Raw genomic sequence first — 21642 nt, forward strand, 5'->3', positions numbered from 1 at the left:
ATTCGTTATACGCTTGGCGTATGACCAACACTCTGCCAGCCCTGCAACCCGGCGCCGACCGCATCGAGCTGATGCAGACCTTTGTCCGCATCGTCGAGGCCGGCAGCCTGTCTGCCGCCGCCCAGCAGCTGGGCACCAGCCAGCCCACCGTGAGCCGCCGCCTGCAAGCGCTGGAGCGCAGCCTGGGCATCAAGCTGCTGCAGCGCTCCACCCATGTGATGAAGCTGACCGAAGACGGCGAGCGCTGCTTTGCCCACGCCAAGGCCCTGCTGGAAGACTGGCGCGCCATGGAAGACGACCTGCGCGGCACGGCCGACACCCCGCGCGGCACCCTGCGCGTGCTGGCGCCGCACGCCTTTGGGCAAGATCAGTTCATCGCCCCGCTGATGGCCTACCTGCGCCGCTACCCCGAGGTGGATGTGGAATGGATGCTGCACGACCGCCGCCCCAATTTCATCGCCGAAGGCATCGACTGCGCCATCCAGGTCGGCGCGGTGGACGACCCCAGCGTAGTGGCGGTGCGCCTGGCCGAGGTGCCCCGCATCGTGCTGGCCGCCCCCGCCCTGATGGCCGGGCGCCCCACGCCCCAGCACGCGCAAGACCTGCAACCCCTGCCCTGGCTGGCCCTGAGCACCTTCTACCGCCGCGAGGTCACGCTGACCCAAGAGCCCGGCGGCGAAGCCCACACGCTTGGCATCACGCCCCGTTTGGCCACCGACAGCCTGTACGCCCTGCGCAGCGCAGCCCTGGCGGGATTGGGGGCGTGCATTTCATCGGCGTGGATCGTGGACAACGATGTGCGGCAGGGGAACTTGCTGCACCTGGTGCCCAACTGGCATGCGGCGCCGCTGCCGGTGTACCTGGTGTACCCGTATGCGCGGTTTTATCCGGCGCGGCTAAGGTTGTTTTTGGAGGCTATGCGGGGGGCGATGCCGGGGTTGGTGGGGATGCGGGCGGTGGGGTGAGGGGCGAAGCTAGCGGCTGGGATCAGTTGATGACAGTGGCTAATAGCTGACGAACGCTGGCGCTCAGCATAGAGTTGCGCCGTCGCCTCAGGGCCGTGTTCCGATTTGTTCAATTCCAGTCAAAGAGGCTGGACTGAACGAGTGATAGCTCCAACGAGGAAAACTGCTGTCATGCGCATAGCTTTCGAGCTTCGCCTTCAGCGCAGCAACACTGGAAGCGCCTACGACTTTGAGCACAGATGGCAAGTAGGACTTCGAGGATGCACGAGCGAAAATCTCAAATGGTCCATGTTGTCTTTGTGCGTATATCAGCGTGTCTGGCCACCAACGATGCCAGGTATCGACGCCCATCATGTCTCCACGAAGAAAGCACACGAGATCGGCCTGCATCAAATGACGGAATGCGAGCCCCGACGTATGCGAGCGCTGTTCAAGTAAGTCAGCCCGGAGCGAGGCACGATTCTTTTTGAGCCTCTGGTTTCTGATCTCAAGTGACTTAACGTACTCCTGTATAGCAATGAAGGAAACGGTGGCGTTCTCTCCGTGATTAGAGTTACCTGGGACGTAGTAGGGTTGCCCCAATAGGTAGTCTGTTGCGCCAAAGTACTCTCCCTTCAAGAGAAGGGCAATACTGTATAGAAAGAGTTCATGCACGATGAACTTGAAGTTATCGAAGTCAAGATCGTTCCACTGATTAATGTGTGAAGGACGATAGAAATAGGGAATAAGCGACTCATAGAACCGATGCAGGCGAGATGAGTAGCTATCGATGTCCGCGTATTGTGTCAGTGTGGTGAGCACCTGCAGGAACTCATTCCGGGCCGGCAGGAAGTCTTCAATGGACTTCGCGACACGGTCGTCGAACTCCCCCTCATCTGCCACGAGTCGAAACCGCTCAAGCTGTTGAGAGAATATATTGAGGTACTCGTCCACAGCCCCCCTCGCATAAGCTTTGTCACCTCGCAAGCCGTCCACCACTCTTTTTGCAAGCGGCGTTGTCCCAAGAACCGGTGCAGTGCTATCGGTAATGAATGAAGGTGGCTTTCCGAGTTCTGGCTTCTTGAACAAGGGCTTATCGAACACCCAGCGAACAAGCTTCTCGAAGCTCTCTGCGTATCGCTCACTTTCGCTTAGGTCAATGTAGATACGCGACTTGTAGTAGGTTGGAAGAAATGGCTTGCCGTCCGTACCCTTCTCTGCGATTACCGCCACGAACTTGTCCTGGTTCTGCTTTGCGTAAACCTCGGCAGAAATGATCTGAGTTTCCGTCCCTACACCACCCGCTCTGCCATCTGCCTTAGTTACGTAGACCTCGTCACATACGAGAGCGACCTTCGAGATACTTGGGTCAGTAACCATCTTTTCCATGAACGCAATTGCGTCGTGACCCTCACGTAAATCCCATTTATCAAGAACAACATCAATACCACTGGATACCAGCTCACTGGCGAGATCAAGGACCCACTGTTCATGCTGCGGATTCGACCAACTGTATGAAATAAATAGACGAGGTGGATTCACGGTTTCAATCACAGAAAGGTATGGAAATGGCTATCCCATAAAACCTGCGGGATAGATTTAATCAGGCAGTGCGCAGACCGAGGCTTCAAACGAGTATCTAATGAGAGATTCACGAATCAAGCTCCAGCAAAACCCGCAGAACTGAGCTCGCAAACTATAGCCTGAGAGTTTTCAGAGTACCCACCCTAAAGCGCAAGCCGCCCAATCCGCTCAGCAGCCTCCGTCACATGGCGCCGCAACTCAACGTTGCATTCTTCAAAGCCCGCGCTGAATGCTTCCTCGTCCTCCAACCGGCACGCAAACACCTTCGCCATCGCAAGCGCCTCTTTCCAAGCCGCCGCACTGACCTGCTCCCCCACCGTCAGTTCCAGCGTCCGACTCGGCAAACCGCCCCCCGCCGTGGGTGCAAACGCCATGGGCGTCATGTCATAGGCCGGGGCCAGCTCGTAAGGCCTGCGCCCCTCTGACAAGCACGACAGATTGCCGCTGTGCATGTCGGTGTTGCCGATCAGGGTGCCAAACGCCCACAGCAGGCAGGCTGTGTCAAAGGCCTGGGGGGTAATGACCCCGGCCTTTAACAACGCCCTGGCAATCACTGGCCAGTTGCCGCCGCTGCCGACAAACTCGGCGTCCAGCGCGGCGAAGGAATGCAGCGCCCTGCGCCCGCGCGCCCCCAGCCTGTCAAACCGCTGCACCTCCAGAAACCGTTGGGTGCCGTGCGTCCAGGTCATCGACTGCGCGGCAGCCACGCCATGGTCGCTCAGCACCTGCAAGGCGATGTGTTCGGCCAGCAGCAGGTCGCGCCAGCGGGCGCTGACGGGGGTGTCGAGTTCTGCGGTGAACTTGACCATCACATGCGCGGCGGTGCCATCGGCCTGCTCTGCGTAGGCGGTGAACTTGGGTTGCTCTCCGGCGGCTGACGAGCCCGCCACTTCGCCGCGCGCGGCCAGGTCGGCCAGCTGGGCGTAGGTGGGCAGCTTTTGCGCGGCTGCAATCGGCATGGGGTCGGGCGCATTGACGAATTGGTCGCGGGCAGTGGGGCCGATGAGCAGGTTGCCGGGCATGTCGTCGCCCTGGTCCAGGATGGCGCGCAGCGCGTGGGTGTCGCTCCAGTCGCCCAGCCGCTCGGGCAAGCCCAGGCGCTGGCCGTGCCGCTGGCAGTAGGCGCGCCCCAGGTAGCCCTGCGGGCGCATGTCAAAAATCCACCACGGCAGACCGTCGCTGTGTTGCCGGGCCCCGCCCGCCTCGACCATCACAAAGCCCTGCGGGCACACCGGGACCAGGGTGCCCAGGGTTTCGAGCGCGCCCTGGGGGGTGACGCGGTACACGGTGGCCTGCAGATCGGCGCGCAGGGGATCGCGGAGCGTGTATTGAATAGATCTTGCAGCGCCAAAAGGCACCACCTCGTCACCCAGTGCGCCGAGTGCCCGCGAGACGGTGGGCTGGCTGACCTGCAGCGCCTGTGCCAGCGCCTGCGCCTTGGCAGGGCCGGGGCGCAGCAGGGGGCGGATGGCGTTGGCGTAGGTCTGGGCGGCGGATGGCATGGCCTAAGGATACGCCGGTTGAATTGAAAATTGAATAGATAAAAGAATAGATTTAATAGACTGGATTAAAGCCTACGTTGTTGCGTTTTTTAGTTATTTATTGACAAACAACTATCCAATACAACAAACTTGTGACGTGCCACCAGCCCCCCTCACCTCCCAAGAAAGCACGGTGCTTGAGCTTGCCCAGCACCAACCCCTGCTCCGCGCGCGCGACCTGAGCGCGCATGGCCTGCCCACGGTACTGCTGACCCGGCTGGTCGCCGCAGGCAAGCTCGACCGCGTGGCACGCGGCGTGTACAGCCTGCCAGGCCGTGCCGTCAGCGAACACCGTTCGCTGGCCGAGGTGGCGCTGCGTGTGCCCAAGGGCGTGGTGTGTTTGCTCTCTGCCCTGCGCGTGCACGGCATCGGCACGCAGGCGCCGTTTGAGGTTTGGATGGCGATACCACCCAACACGCCCACCCCGCGCCCGGGACAACCTGCGCTGCGTGTGGTGCGCATGTCTGGCGCGGCGCTGACGGAAGGCATCGAACTGGTGGACATTGACGGCGTGCAAGTGCCGGTGTTCAACGCCGCAAAAACGGTGGCGGACTGCTTCAAGTACCGCAACAAAATTGGGCTGGATGTGGCGCTGGAGGCGCTGCGCGATGGCTGGCAGCAGGGCAAGCTGCCCATGGATGCGCTGTGGCACTACGCCACAGTGAACCGCGTGGCCAACGTGATGCGGCCATATCTAGAGAGCGTGACGGCATGAGCCAGCGCAATGTGGCCGCCTCCATCCGCGCGCGGCTTAAGCAGCACGCCGATGCGCACCAGCAGGACTTCAACCTGACTCTGACCCGCTATGGGCTGGAGCGGCTGCTGTACCGGTTGTCGATCTCGCCACACGCCAACCGCTATCTGCTCAAAGGCGCCCTGCTGTTCTCGCTGTGGTTCGACCAGCCCCACCGCCCCACGCGCGATGCGGATCTGCTGGGTTTTGGTCCGGACGACGTTGAATCTGCCGTACAGGCGTTCCGCGAGATGTGCCAGATCGAGGTGGACGATGGTTTGGCGTTTGACCCGGCCTCGGTCAAGGGCACCATCATTCGCAAAGAGGCGGGGTACGGCGGTGTGCGGGTGGACCTGCTGGCCACCTTGGACGGCGCACGCATTGCGCTGCAGGTGGACATTGGGTTTGGCGACGCGGTGACCCCAGCACCCGAGGCGGTGCACTACCCGGTGCTGCTGCCAGACCTGCCCGCACCCCAACTGCGCGCTTACCCCAAGTACACGGTGGTGGCAGAGAAGTTTCATGCGGTGTGCCTGCTGGGCATGGCCAACACGCGCATGAAGGACTACTTTGACCTGTGGGTGCTGCTGACCGAAGGCGTGTTGGACCCGCAAGAACTGCACCGCGCAGTGGTTGCCACGTTCCATCGGCGCCGGTTGGCCCTGCCCAATGCCATTCCCTCTGGTCTGAGCGATGGGTTTGCACAGGATGCGGCCAAGCAGAAACAGTGGGCCGCCTTTCTGAAAAAGAACCGCCTGCAAGCCTTGGACCTGGCAGAGGTGGTGGAGGTGCTGCGCAGCGAGTTGCAGAAGCTGTTGGGGCTATGAAGCGACAGACCGATGGGATGAGGGGGGCGAATGGTGCGCAACAACTGCGTGCCATGTCATATCCGCTCCTAACTTGATAGCTGCCTCGGTATGTTTTTCTGGCGCTTGGTGCACATTTCGCACTGAATCTCAGCCCCGCACCTTCCCCGCATCATCCCAAGACGTTTCAGGCTTTCAAGCAGGCAACCGCACCGCAGCCTCCCGCAACGCATCGGCAAACGCCATGGCCGCCGGTTTTTGCTGCGTGCCCCGGCGGTAGGCCAGGTACAGGTCCAGGTGCACCACGGGCTCGCGCAGCATGGCCACGCCCAGGCCCTGGCGCAGGCATTCTTCCAGCGCAAACGAGGGCACGATGGCGCTGCCACGGCCTGCGCGCACCATGCCGATGAGGGTGCCGATGAGGTTCATGCGGGGGCGCTCCTGGTGGGCCAGGCCCAGGCGGGAGAGCTGCTTTTCAATCACCACCTGGATGGGGTTGTCCGATGGCAGGCTGACCAGGGGCACGTCTTTGAGGCGGCTCCAGGGCTGGCTGTCTGACAGCTGGCCGCTGGTGTGCCCCGCATCGGGCGGGCTGATGCGCATGAGGCGGAACTTGCACAAGGGCTGGCGCGACAGCCCCACGGCGGGTTTGACGAAAAAGCCAAAACCGATGTCGGCCTCGCCGTCGAGTACGCGCTGGCGCACGGTGCCCACCTCGACATCGCTGAGCTGCACCTGCACGCCGGGGTGGCTGTGCGCAAAGCCGCGAATTACCTCGGGCAGCAGGCTGGCCGAGATCATGGGCGTGGCCGCCACCAGCAGGCGCGAGCGCACGGCGGCCTCGTTGCCGTCGAGCACGGCGCCCAGGGCGCGCAGCTCGCCCACCACGCGCTCGGCCACGGGCTGCAGGCGGCGCCCGGCCTCGGTCAGCGTGATCGACCGGGTGGTGCGGTCAAACAGGCGGGCGCCCACCTGGTCCTCCAGCTCCTTGACCAGCATGCTCATGCCCGAGGGGGACAGGTGCACCTGCTCGGCCGCCTTGGCAAAGCTCTGCAGGCGCGTCACCTCCAGAAAAGCGTGGAGCTGGCGGGTGCTGACATTCATCAGCTTTGATGAAGAATTCATCAGAATTTTCCGTTTGATCAATGTCAAGAGTGTCGTTGTAATCGACTCGCAACGCCCTTTCAACGACTAAAGAGACAATCCCCATGTTCGATCAGACTGCATTGCGTGCCCATACACACCCGCCCTCCCCCCAACGCCGCAGCCTGGTGCTGGGCGCGCTGGCCGCCACGGCGGCAGCCGCCACGCCCAGGGCCTGGGCGCAGACGGGTACTGATGCACCGGTGCGGCTGGTGGTGCCGTTCACGCCCGGCACGGGCATTGACCTGATTGCGCGGCAGATTGCGCAGCCGCTGTCTGACCGGCTCAAGCGCCCGTTTTTTGTGGAGAACAAGGCGGGTGCGTCCGGCATCATCGGCACGCAAGAGGTAGTACGCGCAGCGCCCGACGGCACCACGCTGCTGGTCAGCGTGAACACGCTGGTGATGAACATGGCGCTGTACCCCAAGCAGGGCTTTAACCCGCTGACGGACCTGGTGCCGGTGAGCCAGACGAGCTGGGGGCAGCTGCTGCTGGTGGCGTCGGCCGGGTCCAAGATCGAATCACTCAAGGACCTGATGGACCGCGCCCGGGCCAAGCCCGGCTCGCTCAACTACGGCTCGCCCGGTGCGGGCACGCCGCACCACCTGGCGATGGAATTGCTGAAGAACCGGGCCAAGATTTCGCTCACCCACATCAGCTACCGGGGCACCGCCCCGGCCGTGACAGACCTGCTGGGCGGGCAGATCGACGCGATGTTCTTGCCCATCCACGTGGCCCTGCAGCATGTGAAGGCGGGCAAGCTGAAGGCACTGGCCATCAGCTCGGACACGCCCCACCCACTGCTGCCCGAGGTGCCGTCGCTCGGCACCCTGAAGCTGGGCGACCTGAACGTGGACATGTGGTACGGCGTGTTTGCCCCCGCAGGCACGCCCCGCGCCATGGTGGACCGGCTCAACACCGAGCTGCGCGACGTGCTGGCCTCGCCCGCCGTGGCCAAGTCGTTCGAGACCCAGGGCATGACGCCCGCCCACAGCTCGCCAGACGCCTTCCAGAAGCTAGTGACGGCTGACGCCAAGCGCTGGGCCGATCTCATCAAGGCCCAGGGCATCACCGCCGAGTAACCGCAAACCACCAGCACCACGCAGCACCGCACAACAACACACCGCAGCCCGTACCGAACCGAATCGAATCGAACAAAACCAACAACATGAACCAGCAAGCAACCATGGCGCCGCAGCAAGACGCCGAAGTGATCATTGTGGGCGGCGGCCCGGTCGGCATGGGCCTGGCCATTGAGCTGGGCCAGCGCGGCGTGAGCGTGATCGTGGTGGAGCGCTATGTGCAGCCCCAGCCCATCCCCAAGGGGCAGAACCTCACGCAGCGCACCATGGAGCACTTTCACTTCTGGGGGGCTGAAAAGCAGCTGCGCGCGGCGCGCACCATTCCGGTCGAATACGGCATTGGCGGCCTGACCGCGCACGGCACGCTGCTGGGGCCCTACAGCTACGACTGGCTGCAGCGCGACCTGGTCAAGCCGTATTACTTCACGGCCAACGAGCGGCTGCCGCAGTACGCCACCGAGGCCGTGCTGCGCCAGCGCGTGGCCCAGCTGCCGTCGGTGCAGACCCTCTACGGCTGGGAGACCAGCACCGTGGCGCAGGACGATGCGGGCGTGTCCGTCACCATTCAGCAACGCGGCGACGGCAAGGCCCAGCGCGTGCTGCGCGGCGCCTATGTGGTGGGGTCGGACGGAGCGCGGTCGGTGGTGCGCGAGCAAGCGGGCATCACCCACACCCGCACGGACCACGACCGCATGATGGTGCTGCTGGTGTTCAAGTCGCAAGGCCTGCACCAGCTGCTGGAGCGCTACCCCGGCAAGTCTTACTACAACGTGCTGCAGCCCGAGCTGAAGGGCTACTGGAAGTTTCTGGGCCGGGTGGACCTGGGCAGCACCTGGTTCTTTCACGCCCCGGTGCCGCCAGGCACCACCAAAGACAACTTTGACTTTGCCGCCTACCTGCACGAGGCGGTGGGCGCGGAGTTTGAGGTGGAGTTTGAGCACATCGGCTTTTGGGACCTGCGCTTCATGCTGGCCGACAGCTACCGCAAGGGCCGGGTGTTCATCGCGGGCGACGCCGCCCACAGCCACCCGCCTTACGGCGGCTATGGCGTGAACTCGGGCCTGGAAGACGCGCGCAACCTGGGCTGGAAGCTGGCCGCAACGCTGCAAGGCTGGGGCGGCGAGCGCCTGCTGGACTCGTACGACGCCGAGCGGCGCCCGGTGTTTGCGTCCACCATCAACGACTTCATTGCGCGGTCCATCGAGACAGACAAGGAGTTTCTGGACACCCACGACCCGGCGCGGGACCAGACCGCGTTTGAGGCCGCGTGGCAGGCGCGCGCACAGGGCGCCGTGGGCGAGGTGCATGCGTTTGAGCCGCACTACGAGGGCTCGGGCATCGTGTGGGGCAGCGAGGGCCGCGCCAGCAGCGCCAAGGGATCGCACCGGTTTGAGGCGCGGCCTGGCCACCACCTGGCACCCGCCACGCTGCCCAGCGGGCGCAATGTGTTTGAGGAACTGGGCCCGGGCTTTTCGCTGCTGGTGGTGGGCGGCGACGGCGCCCACGCGCCATCGGTGCAGGCCTTTCGCGAGGCGGCGGCGGGCCTGGGCCTGCCCCTGCGGCTGGTGGACTGTGGTGACGGGGGCGAAGGCACCGAGCCTGCGCGCTATGGCGCACCGCTGGTGCTGGTGCGGCCCGACCAGTTTGTGGCCTGGACGGCGCCTGCTGGCGGCCCCGCGGTGACCGCCGAGCAAGCCCGCGACGTTCTGGCGCGGGTGGCGGGGTAACCGCACGGTCGTTGCCGCTGCGTTAGCGGCAACGCCCCAGCCCGGGAGTGATCCAGGCCAGGGCGCGATCCAGGCCGGGTCGCCAGGCAGCCAATCGCTCAGGCGGCCTTGCGCAACGCGGCGGGCGCCACCGGTGCTTGCTGTCCGTCGCGCTCTGCCACCTTGGCGCGCACCAGGGGCAGCAGCTCGCGGCCGTACTCGATGGCGTCCACCAGCGGGTCAAAGCCACGGATCAGGAAGGTGGTGATGCCCAGGTCGTAGTACTTGAGTAGTGCGTCGGCCACCTGCTCTGGCGTACCCACCAGCGATGTGGAGTTGGACCGGCCGCCCAGCTCGCGCGCAATGGCCGTCCACAGGCGTTCGTCCACACGGTCGCCTTTGGCGGCGTCGGCCAGCAGGCGCTGCGCGCCTTCGCTCTGCTGCGGGCCCACGCCGCGCGAGTAGCCTTGGCTCACACGCAAACGGCGCGTGTCTTCCAGAATGCGCTCGGCCTTGGCCCAGGCCTCGTCCTCGGTCTTGCCCAGGATGGGGCGGAACGAGATGCTGAAGTCCACATGCCGGCTCTGCAAGGTGGCCTCGGCGCGCACACGGCGCACCAGGTCGCCCGCCTGGGCCAGCGACTCGCCCCACAGCGCGTACACGTCGGCATGTTTGCCGGCCACCTGCAGCGCGGGCGCAGAGGCGCCGCCAAAGTAGATGGGCACGCGCTGGCCTTGCAGGGGCTTGACTTCCGACACCACGCCCTTGGCGCGGTAGTAGGTGCCTTCGTGGTCAAAGGGTTTGTCTTCGGCCCACACGCGGCGCAGGACGGTGAGGTATTCGTCGGTGCGCGCATAGCGCTCGTCGTGGTTCAGGAAGTCGCCATCGCACTGCTGGTCTTCGTCCGAGCCGCCGCTGATGTAGTGCACGGCCAGGCGGCCGTTGGTGTAGTGGTCCAGCGTGGCCAGCTGGCGCGCGGCCAGCGTGGGCGCCACAAAGCCGGGGCGGTGCGCCAGCAGGAACTTGATCTTGTCGGTGACCGATGCCGCGTACGTGACGGTCAGCAGCGTGTCGGGGCTGGACGAGCTGGCAGGCACCAGGATGCGGTCAAACCCCGCGTGCTCGTGCGCTTGGGCAAACACGCGCACATAGGCGGGGTCCACCGCCGGGCCCTTGCGGGCGATGGTTTCAGAGACTTCGTGCGGCTGGATCATGCCGATGAACTGGACGGGCATAGCGGGCTCCTGTGGCGATGGGGTGAAACAAGGTTGGGTGAATGGTTGGCAACGTCACGCGTGCGGGACTGCAGCCATGATCTGCCTGCCCATGGCGCGCGCCAACGAAGAAAAACGCGTTTGCAAAGTTGTGCGGCGCATAGGCCCCGCTGTGCACGGCGAAGGGAGTGCACCGCCGCCGTGCGCGCCGCTATGCTGTGGCGGGTTGTCATCCAGACTCCGCCGCCTGGCCGTCAGCGTCGGCATGGTCGGCCAGTGCGTTGCCGATCTGAACGCCCGGCCCTGGCCTCTGCCCCCTTGCTCCTCGCTCCTCACTCCTCACAATGGCCAGCCGGCTTCGCATCCAGAAAGGACCCCACCCACCATGCTCTCGCACGTTTTTGTTGGCATCACAGATTTCGAGCGCGCCCTGGCGTTCTACCGGCCGGTGCTGGCCTCTCTGGGCATACGGGAGCGCTTTTGCGAAGCGGAGCGGCCCTGGGCGGGCTGGGAGTCCACCCCCGGCCCCCGGCCGCTGTTTGTGATTGCCCGCCCATTCAACGGCGAGGTGCCCCACCCTGGCAACGGGCTGATGGTGGCCTTCATGGCCGCCACGCGCAGCCAGGTGGACGCGGCCCATGCGCTGGCGCTGAGCCTGGGCGGCCGGTGCGAGGGCCGCCCCGGACTGCGGCCCGAGTACCACGCCAACTACTACGGTGCGTATTTTCGGGACCCGGACGGCAACAAGCTGTGCGTGGCGTCGCACGGACAGGCGTAGCGCAGGGTGGTACCGGCGGGCGGGAGCCCCCTGCGCTGCTTATCTAAGGGAAAATGGCCTCAAGCGCTAGTCGATAAAGCGCTGGCCGCTATTCTTTTGAGAGCAATCTGAACGCGACACAGGCGTTCGCTCGCAGCGCGCTGCCAACACGCTGGTGGCAGGCACTGTCAGTGCGGGAAACCGCCCCGCACCAGCCGCACGGGCTCTGCGTCCATGCGGCGAATCAGCGCCTGCAGGCCATCGCCCGCAGCGTCGGCAGCTACATCGGCAGAAGGCAGCTGCTGGGCCGCTGGCGCAGTGCGGCAGACCAGATCGTCCTCCGACCATGCGGCCTTGCCCGACTGGCCCCGTGCGCGCAGCCAGCCCGCACGGTCTGCGATGAGCTGGTGGCCAGGCAGGTCGCTGGCGGGCACCCCCAGCACCAGGGCCAATGCCAACGGCGCTGCGGTATCGGTGGTCAGACATTCCGCATCGGCGGCAGCAGCATCGGGAGTGTGCGGCGCGCCGGGCCCGGGGTGCACCACCACCAGCGAGACAAGGCGCGGGTCATCGGCGGGCAAGGGGCTGCCGCGGCCTGGCAGCACCACGCGCAGCCGCTGCCCCACCAGGCTGCGCGCCGTGTGCTGGCGCCCCTGGCGGCACAGCACGGCCACGTCGGGCAGGCGCACGGGGCGGTCCCATGTGCCGGATTCGCGCAGCATCTGGCCTGCGGCATGGGCTTGCAGGTAGTCCAGCACCTCCCACACCTGCGCGTCGGTGAGCTGCGTGGTGTCAAAGCCCGGCATGGTCTGCGCGCCGTTGCGGCCCTGCATGCCGTGGCGCACGCGCCAGAAGAGTTCGCCATCCAGCCGCTTCCACAGCAGCGCGCCGTTCAGGTTGGGCGGCCACATGGCCAGCCGGGCTGCATCGGGCCCTTCGCCGTTGGCACTGGCGCCATGGCAGCGCACGCACTGCTGCTGGTACACCGCCTGGCCACGCACGATGCCCTGCGCAGTGAAGCCCGTGGGTGACTGGTGCAGGCTGGTGGCCACGGCGGGCGTCAGCAGCAGGTGGCGATGGGGCCAGGGCGCAAACACCACCAGCGCAGCGGCCAGCCACCACAGCGGCTTGCGGCCGCGCCACCATGCCGCTGAAGTCGCCAGCGCCAGCAGCGCGGCACCCACACACAGCAGCGACAGCAGCACGCGCCGCGCGTGGCCGGCATCCACCACCAGCATCTCGGCGGCCACACGGTGCGCAAACGGCCAGGCGGGCTGGCCGTGCACATCGGGCGCCAGGCCCACGGCATGCAGCAGCGCGCGCAGACCCTGCTGGGTGGCCTGCAGGCCTTCGAGCAGAGCGGCAAGCCACTCGGGCGGCAACGACAGCCAGGCCAAGGCGGTGGCTACCAGCTGGCGTCCAGCCCCAGCAACGCCAGCGCCTCGTGGCGCAGGGCCGCCAGGCGGGGGTCGCCCCGGTGGCGCGGGTATGGCAGGTCGTTGACCAGCACCTGCTTGACGCGCGCAGGCCGGTCAGAGAACACCACCACACGCTGCGCCATGAACAGCGCTTCTTCCACATCGTGCGTCACGAGCAATGCCGAGAAGCCCGCACGCTGCCACAGCTGCACCAGCTCGGCCTGCATGGACAGGCGGGTGAGCGAGTCGAGCTTGCCCAGCGGTTCGTCCAGCACCAGCAAGGTGGGGTCGTTGACCAGTGCACGCGCCAGCGCCACGCGCTGCGCCATGCCGCCCGAGAGCTGGTGCGGGAAGGCCTTGGCAAAGTCCTGCAGCCCGACCAGGGCCAGCGCTTCGTCCACGCGGTGGCGCTGGGATTTGAGGATGCCGCGCGCCTGCAGGCCCAGGGCCACGTTGTCCCACACGGTGCGCCAGGGGAACAGCGTGGGGTCCTGAAACACCACGATGCGCGACGGGTCGGGCTGGGTGATGGGGGCGCCATCCTGCAGCAGCTCGCCGGTGGTGGCGGGCTCCAGCCCCGCCACCAGGCGCAGCAGCGTGCTCTTGCCGCAGCCGCTGGGGCCCAGCAGGGCCACGAACTCGCCGGGTGCAATGGACAAGTCCAGCTCGTCGATCACGTGCAGCGGGCCTGCGGGCAGGTCAAACCAGTGGCTGACATTGCACACGTCAATGCGTGCGCCGGTCACACGGGCCGCCGTAGAGATTTCAGGAATCGTCGCGGAACTCACCATTTCACCACCCCCTTCTGCCACGACAGCACCCTGTCGCGCAGCACGAACAGCAGCGTGATCACGCCCGAGAACAACAGCGCCATCACGATGAGCGCCGCATACATGTTGGGATACGCCGCCCAGCCCTGCGCCCAGGTGAGGTACCAGCCCAGGCCCGCTTTCACGCCCAGCATCTCGGCCACCACCAGGGTGGAGAACGCCGCGCCCAGGCCCATGAACAGGCCCACAAACACCTGCGGCAGCGCCGCCGGAATCGCCACGCGCAGCACCAGAAACCAGGGCGACGCCCCCATGGTGCGGGCCACGTCATAAAAGTTCTTGTGCACCCCGGCCACGCCCGACCAGGTGAGGATGGCCACCGGGAAGGCCGTGCCCAGCGCAATCAAAAAGATCGCGGTGGACCAGCTGGACGGAAAGAAATAGAAGCTGACCGGCAGCAGCGCGGTGGTGGGCACCGGGCCCAGGATGCGCAGCACCGGGTGGATCCAGTAACTGGCCTGGCGCGACCAGCCGATCAGCACGCCCGTCACAAAACCTGCCGCTGCTCCAATCGCAATGCCCAGTGCCAGCAGGCGGATGGAGGCGCCCGCGCTCTCCAGAAGGCGCGGCCAGTCGGTGGCGTACACCTCCACCAGGCTTTGGGGCGGTGCAAAGAAGGGCGGCGGCAGCGTGCCCAGCTTGGCGGTGAACACCTCCCACACCGCCAGGCCGACGGCAATGGCCACCAGCCAGGGCCCGGCTGCACGCACGCGGCGCACCACGGCAGCCAGCGGACGGGCCAGCACGGTCAGCGCCAGCAGCAGTGCCGACACGCCCCCCGCACCCCAGGCGAACTCTTCGGTAAACGCCCATTCGCTGAAGCCCGCCGGCTTGTTGGGCCACAGGCCCGTGAGCAGGGCCAGACCGGCCCAGGCCACGGCGGAGGCCAGCCCCGCCCACCAGAACCCCTGGGCCGCTTTGGCCGCCTTGAAGTCAGGCGCGGTGACAGGCTGCGCACCCGCAGCACGGGGCGCACCGGATGATGGGCTGGGCGCACGCAGCGAGGGCTGCGAGGGCTTGGGGCTGATGCCCGGCGGGGCGCCCAGGATGTTGTCGGCAACAGTGCTCATGAAGAGGGTCCTTGCACGGAATGGGAGGTGACTCAGGCCAACACGTCGGCGTGGACGTGCGCTGCAAAACGCGCAGGGTCGGTGCCGGGCTTGAGCACGCCCACCAGCTTGAAGTCGCGGGCATAGAACTCGATCTCCTGCCGCAGCGCCGTGCCCACCGGGTGGCTGCGGTGCGTGAGCGTGCCCAGCACGGCGCGCAGGTCTTCCTGCGGCACCTTGGAATACGGGCTGAAGATGCGCGCCGTTTCGTTGGGGTTGTCAGCCACGAAGTCCGACGCCTCGATGATGGCGCGGGTCAGCGCGGCTGCCGTGCCCTTGTCGTTGCGCACCATGGCGCCGCTCACGCCCAGCACGCAGCAGGTCTTGGCCGCGTATTCGCCCGACAGGTTGGACGCCAGGTCCACCAGGCCCTTGGTGCGGCGCTGGATCAGCAGCAGGTTGGGGTCGCCGTCGGCGATGGCCTGGGCCTCGCCTTTTTCCACCGCCAGGCCCAGCATGTCGCCGGGGAACTGGCGCCAGGTCACGTCTTTTTCGGGGTTCAGGCCAGCCTTGGTCAATAGCACCGCGAAGAAGTTCTTGCCGGGGCTGTTGAGGTCCGACACCGCAATGGTCTTGCCCTTGAGCTTTTGCAGGCTGGTCACGCCCGCCGCCTCGTAGCCCACCAGGCGCGAGCAGCCGCCATGCGAGCTGCCCACCAGCTTCACGTCAAAGCCCGACTCCAGCGACTTGATCCAGCGGTGCACCATGCCCAGGCCCGCGTCGGCCTTGGAGGTGGCGATGGTTTCCAGCAACTGGTCGGTGGAGCCCGCAAAGTTGATCAGCTCGACTTTGAGGCCATGTTTTTCAAAAATGCCGCGCTCGATGGCGACCGGCGCGGCCGACAGGCAGATGGCGTTGGCGTTCCACGCCAGCTTCACTTCGCGCAGCTTGCCCGCGGCCAGCACGTGGCTGCCCACCACACTCGACGCCCCCACCACGCTGGCCGCGCCCGCTGTCTGCAACAGCTGCCGGCGCGTCCAGCGCCCTCCCACCCCACCTTGGTTTTGAAGCTTGCTCATGTTGTGCCCTTTTGGTTGTCAAATCCTGATCGGCGCTGCGATTGCCCGTGAATTCCTTGGGATGCCTGCGAGCCGGTCCGCGCCGCCGTTACGATGGATTGGCATTGAACTGAAAGACGCCTCGCAACAGAACGAAGAAAAACAGGGATGCATATGCAAAACACGCAACACACGGGCAGCCCGGGCGCTGGTGCAATACCGGGCATGAGTGCATTGCCCAACCCATCGACCCCACACACGTCCCCCTCCGCGCCGCAGGGCGCCCCCCACACCGCCCGCCTGCGCCACTTTGTGCAGCAGCTGGCCGCGCTGGTGGAGCAGCGCCTGCCCGAGCCCGACACCCTGGCCCAAGGCGCCACGCTGCTGCGCACGCTGGTGGCCCATGACGACTGGCTGCCCGACGCCTATGCCCAGCCCCACCCTGAGCGCTACCAGCAGTACCTGCTGCATGCCGACGCATTGGGGCGCTTTTCAGTCGTGAGTTTTGTGTGGGGCCCCGGCCAGGCCACACCCATTCATGACCACACCGTGTGGGGCCTGATCGGCATGCTGCGCGGCGCCGAGGATTCGCAGGCCTACTCCCGCACGCCCGACGGCCGCTGGACACCGCAGGGCGCGCCCGTGCGGCTGCAGCCGGGCCAGGTGGAGGCCGTCTCGCCCAACGACCCCGCCATAGGCGATGTGCACCGCGTAAGCAACGCGTGGGAGGGCCACACCTCCATCAGCATCCACGTGTACGGCGCCAACATTGGCGCGGTGCAGCGCAGCGTGTACCTGGAGGACGGCACGCGCAAGCCATTCATCTCGGGCTACAGCAACAGCACCCTGCCCAACCTCTGGGACCTGTCCAAAAACCCTGCACCGGCTGCCTGAAGCCGATCCGACCCAACACCAAGACCATGACCGCTCCCGCCCTGCCCCAGACTTCGTTCCACCAGGTTCGCGAGGCCCTGCTCGCCCGCCAGGAAATCGCCTTGCTCGACGTGCGCGAGGAAGACCCGTTTGCCCAAAGCCACCCGCTGTTCGCCGCCAACCTGCCCGCCGGCAAGATCGAGCTGGAGGCGTGGACGCGCATTCCGCGCCGCGACACCTTCATCGTGGTGTACGACAACGGCGAAGGCCTGGCCGAGCCCGCCGCGCGCAAGCTGCAGCAGCTGGGCTACACGCAGGTGACGCTGCTGGCCGGTGGCCTGCAGGGCTGGCGCGATGCGGGCGGCGAGCTGTTCATCGACGTGAACGTGCCCAGCAAATCGTTTGGCGAGCTGGTGGAGGCCGAGCGCCACACGCCCTCGCTGGCAGCCGAAGAGGTGCAGGCGCTCATCGACGCCCATGCCGATGTCGTGGTGCTGGATGCGCGCCGGTATGACGAGTACCACACCATGAACATCCCCACCGGCGTGAGCGTGCCCGGCGCGGAGCTGGTGCTGCGCGCGCAGGCACTGGCGCCCAACCCGGCCACGCGGATCATCGTGAACTGCGCGGGCCGCACGCGCAGCATCATCGGCACGCAGTCGCTGGTGAACGCGGGCATCCCCAACCCGGTGGCGGCCTTGCGCAACGGCACCATCGGCTGGCTGCTGGCCGGCCAGACGCTGGAGCGCGGCGCCACCCGCCGCTTTGACCCCGCCGTGCATGCCGACCGCGAACGCGCCCCGCAGCAGGCGCGCAGTGTGGCCGACCGTGCGGGCGTGCAGCGCGCCACCCGCGCCGACCTGGCGCGCTTTGCGGCCGAGGCGCAGCGCACCACCTACCTGCTGGATGTGCGCACGCCCGAAGAATTTGCCGCAGGCCACCTGCCCGGCTTTCGCAACACGCCCGGCGGCCAGCTGGTGCAGGAGACCGACCACACCGCCGCCGTGCGTGGCGCGCGCATCGTGCTGGTGGATGACGACGGCGTGCGCGCGAACATGAGCGCATCGTGGCTGGCGCAGATGGGCTGGGACGTGTGGGTGCTGGACGACGCGCCCGCCGCCGACTTCAGCGAGACCGGCGCCGTGGCCAACACCGTGCCCGAGCCCGAAGGCCCCATTGCCTGGGTCACGCCCGCGCAACTGGCGGCCTGGCTGAACGAAGAAAGCAAAGAGCGCCCCGGCCACACCGCCGTGCTGGACCTGACCACCAGCGCCAACTACGTGCAGCGCCACATCCCCGGCGCGTGGTTCGTGATCCGCTCGCAACTGGCGCAGGCGGTGGCCAGTATTCCCAAGGCGCAGCGTTATGTGTTGACCTGTGGCAGCAGCCTGCTGGCACGCTATGCCGCGCAGGACCTGGCTCGCCTGACGGGTGGTGCCGAGGTGGTGGTGCTGGAGGGTGGCACGCTGGCCTGGATCGCCCAGGGCCTGCCGCTGGAGCATGGCGAGACGCGCCTGGCCTCGCCCCGCATCGACCGCTACCGCCGCCCGTACGAAGGCACCGACAGCCCGCGCGAGGCGATGCAGGCCTACCTGGACTGGGAGTTCGGGCTGGTGAAACAACTGGGGCGCGACGGCACCCACGGGTTCCGGGTGATCTGATTCACTATCGATTTAATAGCTGCCAGCGCATGATTCACTAGCGCTACCGGCTGATTTCGCTACAAACCCTCTTCTGGGGCGCCCCAAGGGCGCTCACAACGCCCCGTACCGCCACGACACGTTCATCGCCAGCACCTCGCGCTGCGCCAAGGTGCGCAGGCCGGGCTGGCCCGGTTGGTGGAAAGCATCGATGGGCTGGGTGATGGGCTCAAAGCAGAACGCCGGGCCCTGCGGCGGGCGGTACACCAGGCAGTAGTGGTGGGCCGCGCCGCCGTCCTTGGCAAAGTCCGGCATGTGCGCGGTAAGGCGCAGACCGCGCTCGGGCCAGTCGATCTGCGCGGTGCCGCCCCAGCCGGTGTAGGCGTTGTCGATCAGGCCGCCGTTGGCGGGGGCGCCTGCATTCAAGTCCCAGCCAGGCGGAAACTGCTGCGTGTGCTCCGTGGGTAAAGGGTCGTCGCCACACAGCCACACGCCCTGCACCGGCGCCGTGATGCGCGTGCCGGGCGTGCGCGGAAACCAGGGGTGCAGGCCCAGGCCGTAGGGCAGCGGCTGCGCGCCCAGGTGCCGCACCTGCACCGACTGGTCCAGACCGCCATCCACCAGCCGGAAGGTCTGTACACATTCGTAGTGGTAAGGGTTGCCGTCAAAGCGCTCGGAGCGCAGCTGCATCTGCAGCGTGTCGGGCGCGGGCTGGGTCAGCTGCCAGGGCTGCAACCACCCGTCGCCGTGGATGGGGTACGGCTCGCCCACGCGGTTGGGGCGCATGGGGTGGAACTGGCCCGCGTGTTCAAACCCGCCGCTGCTGATGCGGTTGGACCAGGGCACCATGGCAAAGGATGCAAGCTGGTACAGGTCGGGCGTGGCGCCATCCCACGGCCGCCACAGGTCGATGCGTGCATCAGCCTCTTGCGGGTCGTCGATCTGCCAGGCCGCCACGCTGCCGCCCAGTGTGGGCACCAGGCCCAGGTGCTGCCCTGCGTGGTGCAGCCAGACGATGGGGTGGGATGAAGTGGCCTCGGTCATGGGCGGTGTGCTTTCTGCGGGATGGAGAAAAAAAGAGGCGGAGCCACGGCTCCACCGTTGCGTGTGGGGCCTGCCTTAGCCGCCAGTCATTCCGGAATCAGCCGCCAAAATGATGCGCGGGCAGGCCGGGCGTGCTGATGTCCACGGCAAACAGCGCACCCGCCAGCGGCTCGGCCGCGATCTGCTGGGGCGTGAGGCCGGTGCGGGCCGAGGTGATGTACAGCGTGCGCAGGTCCGCACCGCCAAAGGCGCAGTTGGTGACCTGGCTCACGGGCAGCGTGATGCGGGCCAACTCGTCGGCCGTGTCGGCGTCATGGCAGGTGACGCAGCCGCCGCCCCAATGCGCAACCCACAAGCGGCCCTGCGCATCGGTGGTCATGCCGTCGGGCACGCCGTCAGCCGCGGGCCAGCGCTTCCACAAGGTCTTGTCGCTCACGGTGCCGGTGGCCGGGTCGCAGCGGTAGCGGTAGGTGGTGCCCTGCACCGTGTCGTTGAAAAACATGGCGGGGCCCTGCGCGGTGGTGGCCCAGGTGGGGCCGTTGGTCACGGCAAAACCATCGTCGTGCCGCACGCAGTCGCCGCTGGCGGTGTAGGTGTAGAGCGCGCCTGTGGGGGCCTCACACGCAAAGTCCATGCTGCCACCCCAGAAGCGGCCCCAGGCGTCGCACTTGCCGTCGTTGAAGCGATTACCTGTCCGCTCTGGCTCGGGCTGGTGCAGGTAGCGCGGGGCGATGTCAGCAGCGGGGTCGAACAGTGCAAAACCCCGGCGCAGGGTGACGATGAAGCCGGGGGCGTTGGCGCGCTCGGCAATGGCGGAGATCTCTTCGTCAAACGTCCAGCGCTGGTGGGCCCCGGTGGCCGGGTCCCAGCGGTGCAGCTCGCGCTGCAGGATGTCCACCCAGTACACGGCCTGCTCGCGCACCGACCACATCACGCCCTCACCCAGTGCGTTGCCCAGTGCGACCACGCAGCGCAGGGCGCCGGTTGTTGTTGGAGCAGAGGCGGACGCGCCGCTGGACGGTGGGATGGGGGTATCCAGCGAAGGGCGCACGTTGGTTGTCTCCGGTCGTTTTTTTGCATCGGCCTGCGGCCAGGCACTTGACGAGCGGCATCTTATCAACGCCAATTGATGCTTGAAATGAATTTTTTTGCCATTGATTGATTGCAATATTGATATGACACAGCTTTTTACCCCCTCCTCTTCCTCGACCGACGCCACCGGCGCCCCCCAGGGCCTGGCGAAATTCCCCAGCCTGCAAGGCCGCGCCGTGTTTGTGACGGGCGGCGGCAGCGGCATTGGCGCGGCCATCGTGGCGGCGTTTGCCGAGCAAGGTGCCCGCGTGGCGTTTGTGGACGTGGCGCGCAACGCCAGCGAAGCCCTGGCCCAGCACATTGCCGACGCAGGCCTGCCCCGCCCCTGGTGGCGTGTGTGTGATGTGCGCGATGTGAACGCCCTGCAAGCCTGCGTGGCCGAAGCGGCCGCCGAGCTGGGCAGCGACTTTGCGGTGCTGGTGAACAACGTGGCCAGCGATGACCGGCACACGCTCGAATCCGTGACGCCCGAGTACTACGACGAGCGCATGGCCATCAACGAGCGCCCCGCCTTCTTTGCCATCCAGGCCGTGGTGCCCGGCATGCGCAGGCTGGGCGCGGGCTCGGTCATCAACCTGGGCTCCACGGGCTGGCAGGGCAAGGGCACGGGCTACCCCTGCTATGCGATTGCCAAGTCGTCGGTGAACGGCCTCACGCGCGGGCTGGCCAAGACGCTGGGGCAGGACCGGATCCGCATCAACACGGTGTCGCCCGGCTGGGTGATGACGGAGCGGCAGATCAAGCTGTGGCTGGACGCCGAGGGCGAGAAGGAACTGGCGCGCAACCAGTGTTTGCCGGACAAGCTGCGGCCGCATGACATTGCGCGGATGGTGTTGTTTTTGGCGTCGGATGATGCGGCGATGTGTACGGCGCAGGAGTTCAAGGTGGATGCGGGGTGGGTTTGATTTTTTGAAGTCTTTTTGGTCTCTGGCGCTTATGCATTAAGCGCTGGTAGCTATTGTTTTTGTAGTTCATAACGGTCCCTGCCCGGTCGGGCTGCGCGTGTCGAAGCCGAGGCGTGCTGGTTTGGGCGGCGTGCTTGGGTCAAGGGCGGAGGCCGGGAGTCGCCCGGCGTGCGAGTAACTTTCTTTCGCGTCGCCGAAAGAAAGTCACCAAAGAAAGGGCGAC

General features: G+C 66.3%; 19 protein-coding genes. 9 read left to right on the plus strand and 10 right to left on the minus strand.

Features of this window, described 5'->3' with window-relative positions; genetic code table 11:
• Positions 1-20: 20 nt before the first annotated feature.
• Positions 21-965 carry a LysR family transcriptional regulator gene (locus AC1Q64_RS00945; protein WP_492250128.1) on the plus strand — a complete coding sequence of 315 codons (945 nt, stop codon included), beginning with the start codon at positions 21-23 and terminating at the stop codon, positions 963-965.
• A gap of 87 nt (positions 966-1052) precedes the next feature.
• Here AC1Q64_RS00945 and AC1Q64_RS00950 read toward each other — a convergent pair whose 3' ends face one another.
• Positions 1053-2498, minus strand: coding sequence for a TIR domain-containing protein (locus AC1Q64_RS00950; protein ID WP_492250129.1), 1446 nt, complete (start codon positions 2496-2498; stop codon positions 1053-1055).
• Between the two features lie 173 nt (positions 2499-2671).
• Entirely contained in the window at positions 2672-4030 is a 1359-nt protein-coding gene (gene yjjJ / locus AC1Q64_RS00955) for a type II toxin-antitoxin system HipA family toxin YjjJ (protein WP_492250130.1), read from the minus strand.
• Between the two features lie 172 nt (positions 4031-4202).
• On the opposite strand from yjjJ, the gene AC1Q64_RS00960 reads away from it, so the two are divergent.
• Positions 4203-4784 carry a type IV toxin-antitoxin system AbiEi family antitoxin domain-containing protein gene (locus AC1Q64_RS00960; RefSeq protein WP_492250131.1) on the plus strand — a complete coding sequence of 194 codons (582 nt, stop codon included), beginning with the start codon at positions 4203-4205 and terminating at the stop codon, positions 4782-4784.
• Positions 4781-5629, plus strand: coding sequence for a nucleotidyl transferase AbiEii/AbiGii toxin family protein (locus AC1Q64_RS00965; protein ID WP_492250132.1), 849 nt, complete (start codon positions 4781-4783; stop codon positions 5627-5629). The genes AC1Q64_RS00960 and AC1Q64_RS00965 overlap by 4 nt, the downstream gene beginning before the upstream one ends.
• 174 nt (positions 5630-5803) lie before the next feature.
• Here the strand turns inward: AC1Q64_RS00965 and AC1Q64_RS00970 are convergent, their stop codons facing one another.
• Entirely contained in the window at positions 5804-6733 is a 930-nt protein-coding gene (locus tag AC1Q64_RS00970) for a LysR family transcriptional regulator (protein ID WP_492250133.1), read from the minus strand.
• An 83-nt stretch (positions 6734-6816) separates the two neighbouring features.
• Between AC1Q64_RS00970 and AC1Q64_RS00975 the strand changes: the two genes are divergently transcribed.
• Positions 6817-7833 (plus strand): tripartite tricarboxylate transporter substrate binding protein, encoded by a 1017-nt coding sequence (locus AC1Q64_RS00975; RefSeq protein WP_492250134.1) that lies wholly within the window; start codon positions 6817-6819, stop codon positions 7831-7833.
• An 86-nt stretch (positions 7834-7919) separates the two neighbouring features.
• Positions 7920-9560 carry an FAD-dependent monooxygenase gene (locus AC1Q64_RS00980; protein ID WP_492250135.1) on the plus strand — a complete coding sequence of 547 codons (1641 nt, stop codon included), beginning with the start codon at positions 7920-7922 and terminating at the stop codon, positions 9558-9560.
• Positions 9561-9658: 98 nt separating this feature from the next.
• Here the strand turns inward: AC1Q64_RS00980 and AC1Q64_RS00985 are convergent, their stop codons facing one another.
• A complete protein-coding gene (locus AC1Q64_RS00985; protein ID WP_492250136.1) occupies positions 9659-10774 on the minus strand; it encodes an LLM class flavin-dependent oxidoreductase in 1116 nt (371 codons plus the stop codon).
• Between the two features lie 364 nt (positions 10775-11138).
• On the opposite strand from AC1Q64_RS00985, the gene AC1Q64_RS00990 reads away from it, so the two are divergent.
• Entirely contained in the window at positions 11139-11531 is a 393-nt protein-coding gene (locus AC1Q64_RS00990) for a VOC family protein (RefSeq protein ID WP_492250137.1), read from the plus strand.
• Positions 11532-11698: 167 nt separating this feature from the next.
• Here AC1Q64_RS00990 and AC1Q64_RS00995 read toward each other — a convergent pair whose 3' ends face one another.
• The 4 genes from AC1Q64_RS00995 to AC1Q64_RS01010 all read right to left on the minus strand — a co-directional run bounded on the left by AC1Q64_RS00995 (position 11699) and on the right by AC1Q64_RS01010 (position 15886).
• Entirely contained in the window at positions 11699-12907 is a 1209-nt protein-coding gene (locus AC1Q64_RS00995; RefSeq protein ID WP_492250138.1) for a c-type cytochrome, read from the minus strand.
• An 8-nt stretch (positions 12908-12915) separates the two neighbouring features.
• Complete coding sequence (locus AC1Q64_RS01000) at positions 12916-13719, minus strand: ABC transporter ATP-binding protein (RefSeq protein ID WP_492250139.1); 804 nt, start codon at positions 13717-13719, stop codon at positions 12916-12918.
• Entirely contained in the window at positions 13713-14759 is a 1047-nt protein-coding gene (locus AC1Q64_RS01005; RefSeq protein ID WP_492250320.1) for an ABC transporter permease, read from the minus strand. The genes AC1Q64_RS01000 and AC1Q64_RS01005 overlap by 7 nt, the downstream gene beginning before the upstream one ends.
• Before the next feature lie 101 nt (positions 14760-14860).
• Positions 14861-15886, minus strand: a complete 1026-nt coding sequence (locus AC1Q64_RS01010; RefSeq protein WP_492250140.1) for an ABC transporter substrate-binding protein — start codon at positions 15884-15886, stop codon at positions 14861-14863.
• 204 nt (positions 15887-16090) lie between these two features.
• Here AC1Q64_RS01010 and AC1Q64_RS01015 point away from each other — a divergent pair, with 204 nt between their 5' ends.
• Both AC1Q64_RS01015 and AC1Q64_RS01020 read left to right on the plus strand, forming a co-directional pair.
• Positions 16091-16759: a cysteine dioxygenase family protein gene (locus AC1Q64_RS01015; protein WP_492250141.1), complete on the plus strand. Its 669-nt coding sequence runs from the start codon at positions 16091-16093 to the stop codon at positions 16757-16759.
• 26 nt (positions 16760-16785) lie between these two features.
• Positions 16786-18399: a rhodanese-related sulfurtransferase gene (locus tag AC1Q64_RS01020; RefSeq protein WP_492250142.1), complete on the plus strand. Its 1614-nt coding sequence runs from the start codon at positions 16786-16788 to the stop codon at positions 18397-18399.
• A 93-nt stretch (positions 18400-18492) separates the two neighbouring features.
• On the opposite strand, the gene AC1Q64_RS01025 is transcribed toward AC1Q64_RS01020, so the two are convergent.
• Together AC1Q64_RS01025 and AC1Q64_RS01030 are read right to left on the minus strand one after the other, a co-directional pair.
• Positions 18493-19422, minus strand: a complete 930-nt coding sequence (locus AC1Q64_RS01025) for an aldose 1-epimerase (protein WP_492250143.1) — start codon at positions 19420-19422, stop codon at positions 18493-18495.
• Between the two features lie 97 nt (positions 19423-19519).
• Positions 19520-20473 (minus strand): SMP-30/gluconolactonase/LRE family protein, encoded by a 954-nt coding sequence (locus AC1Q64_RS01030; RefSeq protein WP_492250144.1) that lies wholly within the window; start codon positions 20471-20473, stop codon positions 19520-19522.
• Between the two features lie 124 nt (positions 20474-20597).
• On the opposite strand from AC1Q64_RS01030, the gene AC1Q64_RS01035 reads away from it, so the two are divergent.
• Positions 20598-21419 (plus strand): SDR family NAD(P)-dependent oxidoreductase, encoded by an 822-nt coding sequence (locus AC1Q64_RS01035; protein WP_055401789.1) that lies wholly within the window; start codon positions 20598-20600, stop codon positions 21417-21419.
• Positions 21420-21642 lie beyond the last annotated feature (223 nt).

The sequence above is a fragment of the Acidovorax sp. GW835-FHT14G06 genome (assembly GCF_058793595.1).

Bases quoted from the DNA above. Each gene is read 5' to 3' on its own strand.
- AC1Q64_RS01020 (WP_492250142.1), top strand. From the start codon at position 16,786: ATGACCGCTCCCGCCCTGCCCCAGACTTCGTTCCACCAGGTTCGCGAG.
- AC1Q64_RS01025 (WP_492250143.1), bottom strand. From the start codon at position 19,422: ATGACCGAGGCCACTTCATCCCACCCCATCGTCTGGCTGCACCACGCA.
- AC1Q64_RS01000 (WP_492250139.1), bottom strand. From the start codon at position 13,719: ATGGTGAGTTCCGCGACGATTCCTGAAATCTCTACGGCGGCCCGTGTG.
- AC1Q64_RS00965 (WP_492250132.1), top strand. From the start codon at position 4,781: ATGAGCCAGCGCAATGTGGCCGCCTCCATCCGCGCGCGGCTTAAGCAG.
- AC1Q64_RS00970 (WP_492250133.1), bottom strand. From the start codon at position 6,733: ATGAATTCTTCATCAAAGCTGATGAATGTCAGCACCCGCCAGCTCCAC.
- AC1Q64_RS00985 (WP_492250136.1), bottom strand. From the start codon at position 10,774: ATGCCCGTCCAGTTCATCGGCATGATCCAGCCGCACGAAGTCTCTGAA.
- AC1Q64_RS00945 (WP_492250128.1), top strand. From the start codon at position 21: ATGACCAACACTCTGCCAGCCCTGCAACCCGGCGCCGACCGCATCGAG.
- AC1Q64_RS01015 (WP_492250141.1), top strand. From the start codon at position 16,091: ATGAGTGCATTGCCCAACCCATCGACCCCACACACGTCCCCCTCCGCG.
- yjjJ (WP_492250130.1), bottom strand. From the start codon at position 4,030: ATGCCATCCGCCGCCCAGACCTACGCCAACGCCATCCGCCCCCTGCTG.
- AC1Q64_RS01035 (WP_055401789.1), top strand. From the start codon at position 20,598: ATGACACAGCTTTTTACCCCCTCCTCTTCCTCGACCGACGCCACCGGC.
- AC1Q64_RS00990 (WP_492250137.1), top strand. From the start codon at position 11,139: ATGCTCTCGCACGTTTTTGTTGGCATCACAGATTTCGAGCGCGCCCTG.
- AC1Q64_RS00980 (WP_492250135.1), top strand. From the start codon at position 7,920: ATGAACCAGCAAGCAACCATGGCGCCGCAGCAAGACGCCGAAGTGATC.
- AC1Q64_RS01010 (WP_492250140.1), bottom strand. From the start codon at position 15,886: ATGAGCAAGCTTCAAAACCAAGGTGGGGTGGGAGGGCGCTGGACGCGC.
- AC1Q64_RS00975 (WP_492250134.1), top strand. From the start codon at position 6,817: ATGTTCGATCAGACTGCATTGCGTGCCCATACACACCCGCCCTCCCCC.